The following is a 17675-nucleotide window of genomic DNA, read 5'->3' as shown; positions in this document are numbered from 1 at the left end:
GATGCTCGTGACTCACCCCCACCGCAGTAGATCGGTCCTGCTGACAGCCGCAGCCGCACTGGCCGTCACCGGACCCCTCATATCCGCCCCGCCCTCCGCGGCCGCCACCCCCACGGCGGCAGAGGTCTCCCCGCACGCCGCCCAGACCATCGACGACATCGGTGCGTCGGGCGCCTGGTGGGTCAACGACCTGCAGCACTTCAAGCCCGAGGTCCAGGCCCGCGTGGCGCAGCTGCTGTTCTCGAAGCAAGGCCTGGACCTCAGCTCGTACCGCTACAACATCGGCGGTGGCGGCACCGCGGTCACCACCCCCGCCCGCGCCGCCCAGGACTTCCTGAACTCCGACGGCACGTACGACTGGAGCAGGGACAAGGGCGGCCGGACGTTCCTCAAGTACGCCGCAAAGTACGGTGTCGAGGACCTCATCGGCTTCGTCAACAGCGCGCCCGCTCGGTGGACGACCAACGGCCAGAGCTGCGGCGGCCAGTTGAAGGCGGCGAACGAGGGCGACTACGCCAAGTACGTGGCCGACGTGACCGACCACTTCGCCAAGCAGGGCACCGAGCTCGACTACATCAGCCCGTTCAACGAGCCGGACAACGACTTCGGCGACTGCGGCCAGGAGGGCATGAAGGTCACGCCGGACCAACGCGACGACATCGTGCGGGCGCTCGGCGCCGAGCAGCGGTCCCGGCACCAGAAGACGTCGATCATCGCCGACGAGTCCAGCCAGACGACGCAGTTCGTGTCCGAGGTCCCGCAGTGGATCTCGCAGCCGGGCACGGCGCAGTACGTGTCCGCGCTCGCCCACCACACGTACAACAACCCGAACGACGGACAGCTCGGCAACGTCTACGAGACGGCGCAAACGGTCGGCAAGAAGTCCTGGGCCAGCGAGATCTGCTGCTTCGGCAAGGGCTCGACGGGCTGGAACCAGGAGTACGACCCGACCATCGACAACGCCCTGCTGACGTCGCGGATCATCTACAAGGACTTCGCCAGCTCGCACGACTCGGCGTTCCAGTGGTGGGTGGCCCTGGCCAGCGGCTACGGCACCTCCCCCACCGAGAAGAACGACGTGGGCTGGAACGACGGCCTGATCTACTACGACCCCGACTACGCGACGAACGGCAACCAGAAGCTGTACTTCACCAAGCGGTACTACGCGCTCGGCCAGTACAGCAAGTTCGTCCTGCCGGGCTCGGTCGCGCACAACGTGACCGGGGCGCCCGACGGTGTCGAGGTGTCGAGCTACGACAGCAACGGCACGTGGGTAGTGGTGGTCAACAACCACAACACCACCGACACACCGCTGAGCCTGCACTTCAACGGCAGGTCGCCGGCACGGGCCTCGCAGGCCGTGCGGACGTCGGCCACCGAGGACTGGGCCAAGGTGGCCAGGCCGTCGGTACGCGCGGGAACGGCCACGACGACCCTCGCGGCCCGCTCCATCACGACGTACGTCTTCGACCAGAAGGGTCACGGGAGTTCGGCGGTCACGGGCGCACTCCAGGGCAAGCAGTCCGGGAAGTGCCTGACCGCGGACGCCTCCGGGGCCGCGATCGGCACCTGCACGAGCGGCGACGGGCAGTCCTGGTCGTACGACGCCAAGGGCGCTCTGAAGGGCGCGAACGGCTATCTGACGGCGGGAGGTTCGGGGCTGACGACGGCCGCGAAGTACACCGGTGAGGCCGGCCAGCGCTGGCTGCTCAACGCCAACGGCCAGATCCTCAGCGAGGCGTCCGGCAAGTGCCTGGACGTCAGCGGACAGGCGACCACCGACGGCAGCAGGGTGATCCTCTACAGCTGCAACGGCGGGACCAACGAGGCTTGGAGCAGGCAGTGACACTGTAGAGAACTCCGGGGAAACCCGCTGTCCGAGGGCCGCCGGCCACCCCTGAACCGGCGGCCCCAAAACCCCTTGCACATCCCCCTGTTCGGCATCCCGAACCGCAGACAACGCTTCGAGCAGACTTCGTCCAACCCCTTGCCGAAGGCTTAGCCGAAGGTTAACGTCCCCGCACCGCAACGCAATTTGAGCCACCCAGCACTGAAGCCGTGGAGCCGCAGCCTCAGTCGCAGCCGGAATCGAGACAAGGACGTCAGCATGTCGGCATTGAGCAACAACAACTGGTCCCGCCGGTCAATCTTCCGGGCCGCCGCAGGCATGGCCGCCGCAGGCACCCTTGCCGCGTGCGGAAGCAACAACGGGCGCGGGGGCGGGTCGGGTTCGGGCGAGCAGCTCACCCAGTACTTCCACGCCTACGGCGAGGCCGGCACGGAGCAGGCCATCAAGCGGTACGCGGCCGCGTACAAGAAGGCCAACGTCAGCACCAACTGGATCACGGGCAACAACTTCGAGTCCGCGCTCTTCGCGGCCCTGCTCACCAGCAAGGCGCCCGACGTCTTCGAGTTCCACCCGCAGCTGCAGATGGTCAAGAGCGGTCAGGTGGCCGACCTCAGCGACATCATCGACCCGGTCAAGGACGACTTCAACCCGGCCGACATCAAGTCGCACACGGTCGACGGCAAGATCTACGGCGTCCGGATGATCGACGACCCGCAGTTCTTCTACTACCGCAAGTCGATGCTGGAGAAGGCCAAGGTCGACGTCCCCACCACCCTCGAAGAGCTGGTCGAGGCCGCCGCCAAACTCACCACCAACAAGGTCAAGGGCGTCTTCCTCGGCAACGACTTCACCGCGATACAGAACGTCCTCATCTTCTCGGCCGGCGCCGAGACCATCGACGCGAACAACAAGATCGGCTACCACACGGACGGCGTCGTCGAGGGCCTCACGCAGCTCCGCAAGCTGTTCACCAGCGGCAACGTGCTCCTCGACGCGCCCACCGACTTCTGGGACCCGTCCTCGCTCAACCAGGGTCTGTGTGCCATCCAGTGGGGCGGCATGTGGTCCATGCCGGCCATGCAGAAGGCGCTCGGCGACGACCTCGGCATCTTCCCCTTCCCGAAGATCGGCAGCAGCGGCAAGCAGTCGGTCTACAACGGCGGCTGGTCGATGTTCGTCAACGCCAAGGGCAAGAACGTCGACGCGGCCAAGGAGTACGTCAAGTGGCTGTGGATCGACCAGAAGAAGTACCAGGAGGACTGGGCGACGTCGTACGGCTTCCACATCCCGCCGCGCACGTCGATCGCGGCCTCGGCCACCAAGCTCAAGTCCGGCCTGCCGGCTGAGGGCGTCAAGCTCTTCACCGACTACGGCCACTTCGACAACATCTCCTACGACCAGACCATGCAGACCGCGTTCGCCGAGGTGCTCGCGTCCTCCGTCCGTAAGAACGGCAACCCGGAGGCGGCGCTCGACACCTGCGACAAGAAGGTCAACGTCGAACTCAAGAAGCTGTTCGGATAGGCCGCCGGGAAGACCACGACATGTCGACCACCACCACGCGCGGGGTCGCCCAGCCCGCCCCGGCCAAGGTCTCCAAGACCCGGCCGCGGCGGGGCCTGCGGGGCAACCCCACCCTCAACTTCTGGCTCTTCACCGGGCCGTTCCTCTTCGGCCTGGCGATCTTCGTCTTCGTGCCGATCGGCTGGAGCGTCTGGCTCAGCTTCTTCGACGCGCGCTACACCGTCACGCCGAGCCATTTCACCGGCTTCGAGAACTACAAGCAGATCCTGACCAACAGCGAGTTCCCCGACTCGCTGCTGACGTTCACCGTGTTCGCCGCGTTCATCGTGCCGACCACCTGGGCGCTGTCGCTGGGGCTGGCGCTGCTGGTCAACCGACTGCGGTTCATGCGGGCGTTCTTCCGCTCGGTGTTCTTCCTGCCGACCGCCGTCTCCTACGTCGCCGCCGCGCTGATCTGGAAGATGTCCATCTTCAGCGGCGTCCGCTTCGGCCTGGCGAACACGGTCCTCGGCTGGTTCGGCGTCGACAACATCGCCTACCTGTCCAATCCCAGCCCGCCCTGGTACTGGCTGGTCATCGTGAGCCTGCGGCTGTGGATCCAGTCCGGCTTCTACATGATCCTGTTCCTGGCGGCGCTGCAGAACATCCCGGCAGAGCTGTACGAGGCCGCCGCCATCGACGGCGCCAAGCCCGGCTGGCAGACCTTCCGGCACATCACGCTGCCGCAGTTGCGGGCCACCTCGACCGCGGTGATCCTGCTGCTGCTCGTCGCCGCGTACCAGGCGTTCGACGAGTTCTTCAACATCGTCGGGCAGAAGGCCACCTGGGCCCAGACACCACTCATGGAGCTGTACAAGACAGCCCTCGGCACGAGCCAGGACTACGGCGCCGGCAGCGCGGGCGCGGTCATCCTGTCGTTGCTCATCTGCCTCGTCACCCTGCTCCAGGGCAAGTTCATGGGCTTCGGAAGGGGGGAGGACAAGTGACCTCCACCGCACCTCAGGTCGGCAAGCAGCGCAGGAAGAACCGGGGCGCCCTCGGGAACACGGGACTGTACGTCGCCGTCGGCGTCGCCGCCCTGCTCTTTCTGATCCCCTTCTACCTGATCTTCCGCAACGCTCTCTCCACCGACCCGGAGATCACGGGCGAGAACTGGAAGCTGCTGCCCTCCTTCCAGTGGGGCAACATCTCCGAACTGTTCGACGACCCCACGGTCGAGTTCGGTCGCTCCATGTTCAACTCGCTGGTGGTCGCCGTCCTGACGACGCTCGGCACCCTCCTGGTGTGCTCCCTGGCCGGCTACGGCCTGGCCCGCATCCCGTACAAGCACGCCAACAAGGTCTTCTACGCCGTCCTGGCGACCCTGATGGTCCCGACCGCCGTCACCTTCGTGCCGAGCTTCGTGCTGGTCTCGTCCCTCGGCTGGGTGGACACCTACCGCGGTCTGATCATTCCGGGCCTGTTCAGTGGTTTCACCTGCTTCCTGTTCCGGCAGTACTTCCTGGGGTTCCCCAAGGAGCTGGAGGAGGCGGCACGCGTGGACGGACTCGGCTACTGGGGCGCGTACTGGCGGATCGTCGTACCCAACTCGCTGAACTTCTTCGCGGCGATCGCCACGATCACGTTCATCAGCGCCTGGAACTCCTTCCTGTGGCCGCTGGTCATCGGCCAGGACCCGAGCTCCTGGACCGTCCAGATCGCGCTGTCCTCCTTCATGACCAACCAGACCGTCAACTTCCATCTGATCTTCATGGCCACCGCCGTTTCCATCCTGCCCCTGGTGTTCGTGTTCCTCTTCCTCCAGCGCTGGCTGGTGCAGGGGATCGCGCAGACCGGTATCAAGGGCTGACACCTCTCTCTCAAGACCTGGAGACCGATGTCTTTCCGCACGACCACTGCCATCGACTACGTCGAGGACGTCTCACCGGGCAGCGGCGCCCTCCCGCCCCGCGCCTGGTACGCGTCTTCTGACGCCAAGTCACTCTCGCTGAACGGCAGTTGGCGCCTGCGCGTCTCACCGACCGCCGACGCCGAGGACGACTCGTTCGCCGAGCCAGGATTCGACGCGGGGGACTGGGCCGAGGTCGCGGTCCCCGGTCACTGGGTTCTGCAGGGCGACGGCGCGTTCGGCCTGCCCGCCTACACCAACCACCTCTACCCCTTCCCGGTGGATCCGCCGCACGTCCCGACGGAGAACCCGACCGGCGACCACATCCGTGTCTTCGACCTGCCTCAGGACTGGCCGGACCTGTCCGACGGCGGTGCGGTGATCCGGTTCGACGGCGTCGAGTCCTGCGCCCGCCTCTGGCTGAACGGCACGGACCTCGGCGAGTTCAAGGGCTCCCGGCTGCCGCACGAGTTCGCGGTCGGCCATCTGCTGAAGCCGAGCGGGAACGTGCTCGCCGTCCGCGTGCACCAGTGGTCGGCCGGCTCCTACCTGGAGGACCAGGACCAGTGGTGGCTGCCAGGCATCTTCCGTGATGTGACGCTGCTGCACCGCCCGGCCGGCAGCGTCCTCGACTTCTTCGTGCACGCCGCCTACGACCACGTCACGGGCGAGGGCACCCTGCGCGTCGACTCCGACGTCGACGGTCGGGTGTCCGTGCCCGCACTGGACATCGATGTCGCGACCGGCGAGCCGGTGACGGTGCCCGTCGAGGCGTGGACCGCCGAGACGCCGAAGCTGTACGACGGCGAGCTGGTCACCGAGGGCGAGCGCGTGCCGCTGCGCATCGGTTTCCGCACCGTCGTCCTTGAGGACGGCCTCATCAAGGTCAACGGCGTGCCGCTTCTCTTCAAGGGTGTCAACCGCCACGAGTGGCACCCCGAGAAGGGCCGCACCCTCGACCTGGAGACCATGCGCGAGGACGTGCTGCTGATGAAGCGGCACAACCTCAACGCCGTGCGCACCTCGCACTACCCGCCGCACCCGGCCTTCCTCGACCTGTGCGACGAGTACGGCCTGTGGGTCATCGACGAGTGCGACCTGGAGACCCACGGCTTCACCGAACAGGCCTGGCGCGACAACCCCGTCGACGACGACCGCTGGACCCCCGCCCTGATCGACCGCGCCGCGCGCATGGTGGAGCGGGACAAGAACCACCCGTCGGTGGTCATCTGGTCGCTGGGCAACGAGGCCGGCACCGGGCGCGGCCTGACCGCCATGGCCGAGTGGATCCACGGCCGGGACGCCTCCCGGCTCGTGCACTACGAGGGCGACTGGGACTGCCGCGACACCGACATGTACTCGCGGATGTACGCCAGTCACACCGAGGTCGAGCAAATCGGCCAGGAGCTGGACGGCGGCACCCACAAGCGGCGCGAACTCCCCTTCATCCTCTGCGAGTACGCGCACGCCATGGGCAACGGCCCCGGTGGACTCAGCGACTACCAGCGGCTGTTCGAGACGTACGACCGCCTCCAGGGCGCCTTCGTCTGGGAGTGGATCGACCACGGGATCACCCATCCCGAGCTGGGCTTCGCCTACGGCGGCGACTTCGGCGAGGAGCTGCACGACGGCAACTTCGTCTGCGACGGACTGGTCTTCCCGGACCGGCGGCCCTCCCCCGGCCTGGTCGAGTACAAGAAGGTCATCGAGCCGGTCCGTATCGAGGGCGACGGTGCGGACGGCACCGTACGCGTGACCAACAAGCACGACTTCGCGGACCTGTCGGCCCTCGCCTTCGAGTGGTCGTACCAGGTGGACGGCGAGACGGTCGAGGCGGGCACGCTGTCGGTGCCGGCGCTCGCACCCGGCGAGTCGGCCGACGTGAAGCTGCCTCAGCCGCCCTCCCGGACGCCGGCCGGCGCCGAGACGCAGTGGACGGTACGGGCGCTGCTGGCCGCGGACACCGCCTGGGGGCCGAAGGGCCATGAGGTGGCGTGGGGTCAGATCCCGGTCCTCGCACGGCCGTTGGCCTCCGTCGCCGCGACCGACGGGCCGGTGGCGGGCAACGGCGTGATCACGCTCGGCCCCGCTTCCTTCGACGCCCGCACCGGCGCGCTGAAGACCATCGGCGATGTCGAGGTGAGCGGTCTGCGCCTGGACGTGTGGCGGGCGACCACGGACAACGACGAGGGCGCGGACTGGCAGACGGACGTCCGCTTCTCGACGCTGTGGCGCAAGTACGGCCTGCACCGCATGCGGCACCGGCTGGACTCGGTCGAGGTCGGCGACGACGCGTTGACCGTACGGACGCGGGTGGCGCCGGCCGCCTGGGAGTTCGGGCTCGCCGTGGTGTACCGGTGGACGTCCGACGGCAGCCGGCTGCGGCTGACCGTGTCCGTGGGGCCCGAGGGCGAGTGGACCATGCCGCTGCCGCGGCTCGGCGTCCGCTTCGGGCTCTCTCGGGCCGACGCCGTGAAGTGGTTCGGCGGCGGCCCCGGTGAGGGGTACCCGGACACCAAGGAGGCCTCCAGGGTGGGCCGTTGGGAGTCCACGGTGGACGGGCTGCAGACTCCGTACGTGCGTCCGCAGGAGAACGGCTCGCGTGCCGACGTCCGCTGGGCGGAGATCGGCGGGCTGCGCGTCGAGGGCGACCCGGAGTTCTACTTCAGCGCCCGCCGCTGGACGACCGAGCAACTGGACGCAGCCACCCACCTGACCGACCTCACACCCGGTGACACCGTGTGGGTCAACCTCGACCACGGCCTGCACGGCATCGGCACGGGCTCCTGCGGCCCGGGCGTGCTGCCGCAGTACCACCTGCGCGCCGAGCCGGCCGAGTTCTCCTTCGTCTTCACGGAGATCAATTGACGGACACGGACACGCGGTCCGTCGCGGCCGGCCGGCTCTTCAGCCGGCCGGCCGCGGTCGCGTCCTGCGTCGGCTTCGTCCTCATCGGCATGCTCCAGGCGCTCTACGGCCCCGTGGTCCCGGGCCTGCGCGAGGAGTTCGGCCTGTCCCCTTCGGGCGCCGGTCTCGGCCTGAGCCTGCACTTCACGGGTGGCGTCGTAGGCGTCCTCGCCTTCAACGCGATCCACTCCCGGATCAGCAACAGGGCTCTGCTGGCGGCGAGTTACGGACTGATGGCAGCCGGCGCCGCGGGCTTCGCACTCGCCCCCGACTGGCCCCTCGCGCTCTGCACCGCGTTCCTCGGCGGCCTCGGCTTCGGCGGCATCGACTACGGCCTCAACCAGCTGTTCGCCGTCGGCTTCGGCGACCGCTCCACCGCCATGCTGAACGTGCTGAACGCCCACTTCGGCATCGGTGCGGTGCTCGGACCGGCGATCGTGGCGTGGCTGGGTCCGGACGAGTACGCGTACGCCTTCGGGGCGTGTGCGGTGCTGGCCGCGCTCCTGATCGTCTTCGGGTCAAGTGGCGTACGGACGGGTGTGGTTGACGAGGGTCCGGCCGTCGTCGAACGCCCGCTGGGCCTCCCCCGCGTCCTCGTCGGCTTCCTCGCCCTGTACATCCTCAACGTCGGCGTCGAGGCGGGTGTCGGCGGCTGGGAGCCCACCCATCTGGAGACCGTCGGCTACAGCGCGGCCGTGGCCGCTTCCGCGACCTCCGTGTACTGGCTGATGATGACGGCGGGCCGTTTCCTCGTCGTACCGATCACCCTCAGGTACTCCCCCGAGCGGATCCTGACGATCTGCGCGGCCGGCATGACCGTCTGCCTGCTGCTGGCACGTGTAAAAGAAGTGGCGCCGGTGGCCTACGCGGGTGTTGGCTTGTTCATCGCGCCGGTCTTTCCGACCGGACTGCCCTGGCTGAACAGGGCACTTCCCCAGGCGAAGCGCGCCGGTGCCTGGGTCATCGCCGCGTCGATGATCGGCGGAGTGGCGGCGCCCCCACTGCTGGGTGCGGGCATCGAGACCTCGGGCATCCACGCGGTCCCCTGGCTGCTCACCGCACTCTCCGCCGCCTCGCTCGCGGCGACCGTCTGGTTGATCCGACTCACCCGGAGGTAGGTCGATTTGAGCGGCACCATCGAGGTCCGCGGGCTGTCCCGCACCTTCCACACCACGGTCCGCCGCCCAGGCCTCACGGGCACCCTCAGATCCCTGATCAACCCGGAACGAGCGGTGAAGCACGCGGTCTCCGACATCACCTTCGAGGTGGCGGCGGGCGAACTCCTCGCCCTGCTGGGCCCGAACGGCGCCGGCAAGTCCACCACGATCAAGATGCTCACCGGCATCCTCACCCCCACGTCCGGCGAGGCCCGGGTCGCGGGAGAGGTGCCGTACCGGGACCGGGAGCGCAACGCCCGTAACATCGGCGCGGTGTTCGGGCAGCGCACCCAGCTGTGGTGGGACCTGCCGGTGCGCGAGTCGTTCGCGATCCTGCGGGACATCTACGAGGTGCCGAAGGCCGAACACGCCGCCCGGCTAAGGGAGTTCGACGACATTCTCGAACTGTCCGCGTTCTGGGACACCCGGGTGCGCCATCTCTCCCTCGGCCAGCGGGTGCGCTGCGACATGGCCGCCGCGCTGCTGCACGACCCGCCGGTGGTCTTCCTCGACGAGCCGACCATCGGCATGGACGTGGTCGTCAAGGAGCAGGTCCGCGAGTTCCTGCGCCACCAGGTGGAGGAACGCGGCCGTACGGTCCTGCTGACCACGCACGACATGACCGAGGTCGAGCGGCTCGCCGAGCGCGTCGTCCTGGTCAACCACGGGCGGCTGGTGCTGGACGGCACCCTGGACGAGATCCGCCGCAGGTTCGGCTCGACCTGGCAGGTGCGGGCGACCCTCGCCGACGGGCACGCCGACGTCGCACCGCCGCCGGGCATCGCGCTGCTGCGGCAGGACGGCCCCCAGGTGGTGTTCGGGCCGGACGGCCCCGAGGCCCCCACGGTCCACCAGGCCCTCAAGGCGGTCATAGAGCGCTACGAGGTGACGGGCATCGCCATCGACGAGGCGGACCTGGAGGACGTGATGCGGGCGGCGTACGTCCACGCCGGCCCCGCCGTGGAAGAGGTCTGAGGTGGCCGTCCTGCACGCCTGGCGCGCCGCCCGCGTCACCCCCCTCGGCGAGTTGCACGCCCCGCCCCGGATGACGGCCGTGCTGGTCCGGCTGACCGTCCAGGTGGTGCTGGTCGCGTCGCTGTGGAGCGGCCTGTACGAACACACCACCGTCACGGCCGGGATGAGCCGCGAGCAGGCCATCACGTACGCCGTGCTGGCCGTACTCGCCTCCCGGCTGCGGGAGTTGGACCAGTACGCCGGCCGGGACACGGTCATCCAGCACATGCACTTCGGCACCATCGTCTACTGGTACCTGCGCCCGCTGCCGCCCGCCCGCTACCACGCCCTGCGCGCCCTCGGCGAGCAGGTCTACGGGGCCGCGTGGGCGCTCGCCGGTTACGCGGTGTGTCTCGCGGCCGGGGTCGTGGAGCCACCCGGATCGGCCGCCGTGGCAGGAGTGTTCCTGCTCAGCCTGCTGCTCGGGCAACTGGTCCTGTACCACGTCATGCTCCTGCTGGACCAGATGTGTTTCTGGACGGTGCGCAACAGCGCGGCGATGCTCATCCTGATCTTCGCGCAGAACCTGATGTCCGGGGTCTACGCCCCGCTGTGGTTCTTCCCCGGGTGGTTCCGGACCCTGAGCACCTTCCTGCCCTTCCAGGCGACGCTCAACGTGCCGCTGTCGCTGTACGTGGGCCGCATCCACCTGTCCGACGCCGGGCCGCAGTTGGCGATCCAGGCCGGCTGGGTCCTGCTGCTCCACCTGTTCACCCGGTTCCTGTGGCGGCGGGCCGCCCGCCGTGTCATCTCCCAAGGAGGCTGATGCCTATGAATGCCGTCCGGATCGCCTGGCGCGTCACGCGTCTCAATCTCCGTTCCCAGCTGGAGTACCGCACCGAGTTCCTGCTGATGGTCGCGATCGGCGCGATCTGGCAGGTGTCGGTGATCGTGTTCGCGACCGTGCTGCTGTCCCGGTTCGCCGGGATGGGCGGCTGGGACAGCTCCGACGTGCTGCTCATCCCCGCGACGCGGATGCTCGCGCATGGACTGTTCGTGCTGGTCCTGGGACGGATGCACGGCATCGGCCGGTTCATCCAGGAGGGACTGATCGACATCTACCTGCTGCGGCCCATGCCGGTCCACCGTCAGGTGCAGCTGCAGTACTTCCCCACCAACGCGATCGGCGACCTGACCGTGGCCGTGGGCCTGATGGTCGGCGCCCTGTCCCGCAGCCACCTCGACTGGACCGCGGGGCGGATCACGTACCTGCTCGCCTGTCTGCTCGGCGGCATGCTCCTGGAGGCCGCCCTGTTCACGGCGGTGGCCTGCGCCTCGCTGCGCTTCCCGGCCGCGGACTACTGGGGCCGCTGGCTGGAGGAAATGCTCGGCACGTTCGGCAGCTACCCGCTGAACGTGCTGCCCAAGGCGGTGAGCGGTCTCCTGACCTTCGGCCTGCCGCTTGCGTTCGTCGCCTACTTCCCGGCCGCGGTACTCACCGGTCACGGTCACAACACCGGGGTTCCCTACTGGTTGGCGGCGGCCTCCCCGCTGCTCGGGGTGATCGCGTATCTGGGAGCTCGGCTGCTGTGGCGCTGGAGCCTGAACCACTACACGGGGGTGAACGGATGACGGTCACGGCGGCCGCATCCGCCGACTTACGCGCACGTCTCGCGGTACGCCTGGTGTTCGTCGTCCTCGGTGGCACGCAGGGCGGTTGGATGGCCCGGATCCCGGCGATCCGGGACCAGGTGGGCGTGGAAACGGCCCGGTGGGGACTGCTGAGCAGCTCGTCGGCGGCGGGTGATGTCGTCGCGATCGTCCTGATCACGCTGTTGATCGGCCGGGTGAGTACGCGTCTGCTGGCCCTCGCCGGGGCCGCGGTCGTCCTGCTCAACGCGCCGGTGCTGGCCGGGGCTTCGTCCGTCCCGGCCGTGGTGGTGGGCCTGACCGCGTGGGGCGTCGGGGCGACCTTTCTGGCCACGCCCGTGAACGCACTCGCCGTCGCTGTCGAGCGCGCCCACAGCCGCCCGCTCATGTCCGGCTTCCACGCCTGCTACAGCGTGGGCGTGCTGGCGGGCGGTGTCATGGGCACCCTCGCCGCGGCCACGGACGTCTCTCCGGGCATCCAGATGGCGGTCAGCAGCGGCACCCTGGGGACGCTGCTGCTGATCCTGGGCGCCCGGCTCCCGCGCGACGCACCGACCCACAAGGAGCAACGCCGCCCGCTCAAGCACCGGTTCACTCCCCAGCTCGTCCTGCTGGCCGGCATCGCGTTCCTGGGATCCTTCGGCGAAGGAGCGGCCTCCCAATGGAGTTCGGTCTACACGGCCGACTACCTGGACGAGGGCGCGGCGCTGGGTGCGGCGACATACACCTCCTTCTCGGTGGCAATCCTCGCCGGCCGCCTGCTGGGCGACCGGTTCGTCGCCCGCCTGGGCCGGCGAGCCTTCCTGCGTCTCTCGCTGCTGACGTCGGCACTGGGGGTGACGGTCGTCGTCGTCCGCCCTGCCGTGTGGCTTGCCCTCACCGGTTTCGTCGTCGTGGGTCTGGGCAGCGCGTGCGTCCTGCCCTCGGTGATCGCCCTGGCCGGCCGCCAACCGGGCGTCCCGGCCGGCGAGGGGGTCTCGGTCATCACCATCGGCCAGTGGCCGGGGTTCCTGCTGGCGGGCCCGGCGGTGGGCCTGCTGGCCGGGGCGACGAGCCTGCGGGTGGCGCTGGCGGCTCTGATCGTGGCGGGACTGGGGGCCGCGGTGCTGGCCAGGCGGGTGGTGGTTCCCGCAACGGGCTGACCTGCCGTCGGCGCCAGGCGCTGCGCGCGTGGCGGCACCGAACGGCATTGTGCGGGTCGGCCGCGCATGCCGGTGAGCGGGTCGGCCAGCCAGTCAGTCGGCTGGCTGTCAGTCGGCTGGCTGGTCGGCCAGTCCGTCGACCGGCCCGTCCGTCGACCGGTCAGTTCGGTCAGTCGGCGGGTCGGTCAGTCGGCGGGTCGATCGAGGCGCCCCGACCCTCGTATCGGCGTGAACAGCGCCGTCCCCGCGATCAGTACGCAGCAGCCACCCGCCGCCAGCGCCACCGGCACCGTGCCCCGGTGTTCCGCCGCCCAGGTGAGGACGGCGGCGCCGACGGGGGCCGCGGAGTAGTGGAGGGTCCAGAAGGCCGAGGTCACGCGGCCCAGCAGGGGTTCCGGAGTCACTTCCTGGCGCAGGGACATGGAACAGGTGCCCGCGATGCCGCCGCAGGCCAGGAAGGCCGCGCTCAGGACTGCGATCACCGGCACCTCCCGCGCCCATCCCAGCCCGGCGAACGCCACGCCGCACAGCGCGACCCCACTCATCCAGGTCCATCCGAAGCCGAGCCGGCGGCGGATCCGCGCGACCAGCAGGGAGCCGGCGATGGTGCCGAGCGCGCCGCACGCCATGACCGTGCCGACCGTGCCGTCGTCGTGGCCGAGGTCGTGCTTGAGGTGATAGATGACCAGGTCGGTCAGGCCCAGCGTGAGAAAGCTGTAGACGAAGAGAAGGGCGGTGAGGGAGCGGAGGACCGGGTGGCCGTAGAGGAAGGAGATCCCCGTGCGCAGGTCCCGCCACAGGCCGGTCCGCTGCGGTGAGCGCGCGTCCGCGGGGCGGGCACGGAAGCGTACGAGGAGGAGGCAGGCCGCCGAGACGCCGAAGCTCCCCGCGTCGACGCCGACGGCGGCGGCCGGGCCCGCCCACGCCGCCGTCAACCCCGCACACATCGGACCGAGTACGCCCGCCGCGGCAGCGGTCGCGCCCAGACGCCCGTTGGCCTCCGTCAGTTGCTCGGTGCCGACCAGACTTCGCACGACGGTCACATAGCCGACGGCGAAGAGCATGCCGACGGCCTCGCACAGCGGCAGCACGACGTACAGCAGCCAGATCCGCGGGCCGAAGAGCCACACCAGCGGGATCAGCCCGTACAGCACCATCCGTACGAGGTCGCAGGTGATCAGCAGCCTGCGTCGGTCGACCCGGTCGACCAGCACTCCGGCGAAGACCCCCGCCGCCACCGCCGCGGCGCCGCCCACCGCGGTCAGCAGACCCATGCGCGCCACCGAGCCCGTGGCCTGGAGGACCAGCAGGGGCAGCGCGATCAGGGCGAAGGAGTCACCGAGGACGGAGAGGGTCTGGGCAGCCCAGAAGATGCCGAAGTCCCTTTGTTTCCAAAGGACTTGACTCCCGGCGGGGGTGGTGGTGTCGTGCGTGCGGCCGCCGTCCTTCTGCGCTTCGTACGACGACACCGGCCCCCCTGGAATCCCCGGCAACCCTATGCCTCTCGCCGACGACCGGCGACCGAGATACCGACGCACCCGCGCCCACACATCCTTCGCCGATCTCGCCCTTCACTGTTTCCCCGAAAGCCCTTTCCGGTCACACTGGTCGACACCGAACCTGAGCATCGTTCAGGTTCTTGTCGCTCGACCTCCTCCACTCCCCTACCGGAGACACCCCCACCATGAGACGACTGATCGGCACCCTCGCGGCCGCCACGCTGGCCCTCTCGGGCCTGGCCGCCACCGGCGCGACGCCCGCCTCCGCGGCGGCGTCCGCGACCACCGGCTCCTTCAACGTGCTCACGTACAACGTCGCCGGCCTCCCCGAGGGCCTCAGCTCCAGCCACCCGGCGACCAACACCCCGCTGATCTCACCGCGGTTGGCGTCCTACGACATCGTGAACGTCCAGGAGGACTTCAACTACCACGCGGCGCTGTACGCGGGCGACAACCACCCGTACCGCACGGCGACGAGCGGCGGGGCGGCCGTGGGCGACGGCCTCAACACCCTCTCGAACTACCCGCTCGACGACTTCGAGCGGGTCAAGTGGAACAAGTGCACGGGCACCAACTGCCTGACCCCGAAGGGCTTCACGCTCGCCCGGGTGCGGCTGGCCGAGGGCGTCTTCCTCGACCTCTACAACGCGCACCCCAACGCGGACGACTCCGACGACGCGCTCGCCGCCCGCCGCGCCAACATCCAGCAGCTCTCGGACTTCATCCGGGCGAACTCGGCCGGCAACGCGGTGCTCGTCATGAGTGACACGAACACCCGCTACACCCGCAGCGCCGACAACATCCGCACGCTGGTGAACGACAACGGCCTGACGGACGCCTGGGTGAAGCTGGTCAAGGGCGGCACGGCACCGACGCAGGGCGCGGACCCGCTGCTCTGCCCGACGTCGGCCCCGTCGAACGACTGCGAGGTCGTCGACAAGGTCCTCTACCGCAGCAGCAGGCTGCTCTCCCTGGACGCGACCCACTACAACGACGAGTGGGCCAAGTTCCTGGACTCCAAGGGCGGCAACCTCTCCGACCACTTCCCGCACACGGTCGGCTTCTCGTACACCCTGAACTCCTCGCTGAGGGCGAGCGACTTCTTCGGCGGCCCGCACGGCACGGCCTTCAACGACGCGGACGACCTGCCGGCCACCGTCGCCCCGCGCACCCTGACCCTGCGCGGCGACGCCCGTCTCGACTCGCTGTCCCTGACCCACGACGGCGGCACGGCCCTGACCCACGGCGGCACGGGCGGCACGGCGACGTCCCTCACGCTGGCCTCGGGCGAGCACCTCACCTCGGCGAAACTGACGGAGGGCCAGAAGGACGGCCGGACGCGGATCTTCTCGGCGGCGTTCGCCACGGACAAGGGCCGGAGCCTGTCGTCCGGTACGGCGACTTCGGACACCGTGACCTTCACGGCACCGTCGGGGTGGCAGATCGTGGGCTTCACCGGGCGCGCCGGCGACGAGATCGACAAGCTCGGAGTGCTGTACGCACCGATCAGCTGAGGCACCTGAACAGAGGGACCTCCGCCAGAGGGTCTTGTACGTCGAGGCCGGGCGGAGGTCCCTGCCATGTCACCCGGTCACGTTATCGGCCACCCACGACTTCCTGCTTGGGCTAGGGTAATTCCTAGAGGCACTAGGTTTGTGTTCGTGCTCAGGGATTGTCGTCCGGAGGTCACCCCTATGGTCAGAGCCGGTCTCACCCCAGATCTCATCACCGCGGCCGCCGCCGACCTCGCGGACGAGGTGGGCTTCGAGAACGTCACGCTGTCCGCCCTGGCCCGCGGCTTCGGGGTCAAGGACGCGAGTCTGTACTCGCACGTCAGGAACCTTCAGGATCTGCGCACCCGCATGGCGCTCCTCGCCGGTGCCGAGATGATCGACCGGATCGCCGCCGCGGTGGCGGGGCGGGCGGGCAAGGAGGCGCTCGCCGCGTTCGCCGGCGCCTACCGGGAGTTCGCGCTGGAGCGGCCGGGACGGTATGCCGCGACCCAGATCCGCATCGACCAGTCCCTGGTCGTCGACTCCCCCGTTTTTCGGCGCACCGCGGAGATCACCTACGGCATGCTCCGCGCCTACGGCCTCGAAGAACCCGACCTCACCGACGCCGTACGCCTGCTGCGCAGCACCTTCCACGGCTACTGCGCCCTGGAGGCAACCGGCGGCTTCGGCGCCCCGCGGGATGTGCGGAAGTCCTGGGACAAGGCCGTCGACGCCCTGCACGTGACACTCGAACACTGGCCCCGCGAGGGGAAGGACGAGGAGAAGAACAGCGATGGCTGAACTGCATTACGACGTCAGCGGCAAGGGGCCCGTACTCCTCGTCGTCCCCGGCGGTGCCGGTCATCCCATGGGGTTCGACGGGATGACCGAGGCGCTCGCCGACCGGTTCACCGTCGTGACCTACGACCCCCTCGGGCTCGCACACGGACGGCTCGGCGAACCCGTCGGCGACCAGCGGGTGGAGGAGTGGAGCGAGGGGGCCCGTCTGGTTCTGGACGAGGTCCTCCCCCAGGGCGAGTCCGCGTACGCCCTCGGGACCAGTTCCGGCGGTATCGCCGTCCTCGATCTGCTCACCCGGCACCCCGGGCGGCTGCTGCACGTCGTCGCGCACGAGGCGCCGTGCGTGGGCGTGCTGCCGGACGGGGCGCGTCAGCAGGCCATGTTCCGCGAGGTGTACGACACTTATCGCGCCGCCGGGCTGCGGGCCGGCGGGGCACGGCTGGGCGCCGGGCTGGCCGGGCGGGAGCCGGAGAGGTGCGCCGAGCCCCAACCGCTTTCACGTGAGCAGGAGTTGGCGAGTCCCATGGCCCTGTTCCTCGCCCACGTCCTGCGGCAGTTCACCTCGTACACGCCCGACCTCACCTCACTCACGGGCTCCTCCGCCCGTCTCACCCTCGCTGCCGGCTCCGGCTCCCGCGGTCAACTCCTGGACCGCACCGCGCGGTTCATCGCCGAGCGGACCGGCGCCCGCTTCGTCGGGTTCCCCGGCGGGCATGTCGGCGTGGCCGAGCACCCCGTGGCATTCGCCGAGCTGCTTGCGGAGACACTGGTTCCGGCCGACGGCTCACATGCCCCGTTGACCACTTAGACT

The 17675-nt window shown here is 69.3% G+C and carries 14 protein-coding genes; 13 read left to right on the top strand and 1 reads right to left on the bottom strand.

Annotated elements, in window-relative coordinates; all coding sequences use genetic code 11:
- The first annotated feature begins 1 nt into the window (after position 1).
- The 10 genes from OG870_RS35780 (at position 2) to OG870_RS35735 (ending at position 13071) form a co-directional block, all read left to right on the top strand.
- The gene (locus OG870_RS35780; RefSeq protein WP_327691857.1) at positions 2–1846 is read left to right on the top strand and encodes a glycoside hydrolase; all 1845 of its coding nucleotides are present in this window, start codon (positions 2–4) and stop codon (positions 1844–1846) included.
- 261 nt (positions 1847–2107) lie between these two features.
- On the top strand, positions 2108–3373 hold the full coding sequence (locus OG870_RS35775; RefSeq protein WP_327691856.1) for an ABC transporter substrate-binding protein: 1266 nt from the start codon (positions 2108–2110) through the stop codon (positions 3371–3373).
- A gap of 20 nt (positions 3374–3393) precedes the next feature.
- The gene (locus OG870_RS35770; RefSeq protein ID WP_266590929.1) at positions 3394–4359 is read left to right on the top strand and encodes a carbohydrate ABC transporter permease; all 966 of its coding nucleotides are present in this window, start codon (positions 3394–3396) and stop codon (positions 4357–4359) included.
- Entirely contained in the window at positions 4356–5222 is an 867-nt protein-coding gene (locus tag OG870_RS35765; RefSeq protein WP_266523348.1) for a carbohydrate ABC transporter permease, read from the top strand. The genes OG870_RS35770 and OG870_RS35765 overlap by 4 nt, the downstream gene beginning before the upstream one ends.
- A 27-nt stretch (positions 5223–5249) precedes the next feature.
- Positions 5250–8129, top strand: a complete 2880-nt coding sequence (locus OG870_RS35760; RefSeq protein WP_327691855.1) for a glycoside hydrolase family 2 TIM barrel-domain containing protein — start codon at positions 5250–5252, stop codon at positions 8127–8129.
- 89 nt (positions 8130–8218) lie between these two features.
- Positions 8219–9286 (top strand): MFS transporter, encoded by a 1068-nt coding sequence (locus tag OG870_RS35755; protein WP_405626945.1) that lies wholly within the window; start codon positions 8219–8221, stop codon positions 9284–9286.
- A gap of 6 nt (positions 9287–9292) precedes the next feature.
- Complete coding sequence (locus OG870_RS35750; RefSeq protein WP_266523341.1) at positions 9293–10300, top strand: ABC transporter ATP-binding protein; 1008 nt, start codon at positions 9293–9295, stop codon at positions 10298–10300.
- Between the two features lies 1 nt (position 10301).
- Positions 10302–11105, top strand: coding sequence for an ABC transporter permease (locus tag OG870_RS35745; protein WP_266523339.1), 804 nt, complete (start codon positions 10302–10304; stop codon positions 11103–11105).
- Positions 11106–11110: 5 nt separating this feature from the next.
- Positions 11111–11911, top strand: a complete 801-nt coding sequence (locus OG870_RS35740) for an ABC transporter permease (RefSeq protein ID WP_327692353.1) — start codon at positions 11111–11113, stop codon at positions 11909–11911.
- A complete protein-coding gene (locus OG870_RS35735; protein ID WP_266926849.1) occupies positions 11908–13071 on the top strand; it encodes an MFS transporter in 1164 nt (387 codons plus the stop codon). The genes OG870_RS35740 and OG870_RS35735 overlap by 4 nt, the downstream gene beginning before the upstream one ends.
- Positions 13072–13256: 185 nt before the next feature.
- On the opposite strand, the gene OG870_RS35730 is transcribed toward OG870_RS35735, so the two are convergent.
- On the bottom strand, positions 13257–14540 hold the full coding sequence (locus tag OG870_RS35730) for an MFS transporter (protein ID WP_327691854.1): 1284 nt from the start codon (positions 14538–14540) through the stop codon (positions 13257–13259).
- A gap of 215 nt (positions 14541–14755) precedes the next feature.
- On the opposite strand from OG870_RS35730, the gene OG870_RS35725 reads away from it, so the two are divergent.
- The 3 genes from OG870_RS35725 (at position 14756) to OG870_RS35715 (ending at position 17672) form a co-directional block, all read left to right on the top strand.
- Positions 14756–16084, top strand: coding sequence for a jacalin-like lectin (locus tag OG870_RS35725; protein WP_266590923.1), 1329 nt, complete (start codon positions 14756–14758; stop codon positions 16082–16084).
- A gap of 180 nt (positions 16085–16264) precedes the next feature.
- Positions 16265–16864 carry a TetR/AcrR family transcriptional regulator gene (locus OG870_RS35720; protein ID WP_266523327.1) on the top strand — a complete coding sequence of 200 codons (600 nt, stop codon included), beginning with the start codon at positions 16265–16267 and terminating at the stop codon, positions 16862–16864.
- Positions 16857–17672 carry an alpha/beta fold hydrolase gene (locus OG870_RS35715; protein WP_327691853.1) on the top strand — a complete coding sequence of 272 codons (816 nt, stop codon included), beginning with the start codon at positions 16857–16859 and terminating at the stop codon, positions 17670–17672. Before OG870_RS35720 ends, OG870_RS35715 begins: the two co-directional genes overlap by 8 nt.
- Positions 17673–17675 lie beyond the last annotated feature (3 nt).

This window comes from Streptomyces sp. NBC_00461 (genome assembly GCF_036013935.1).
In the GTDB taxonomy this organism is placed as follows: domain Bacteria; phylum Actinomycetota; class Actinomycetes; order Streptomycetales; family Streptomycetaceae; genus Streptomyces.
Note: the sequence above shows the minus strand (reverse complement) of the source record. Positions and strands in the feature narration are given on the sequence as shown.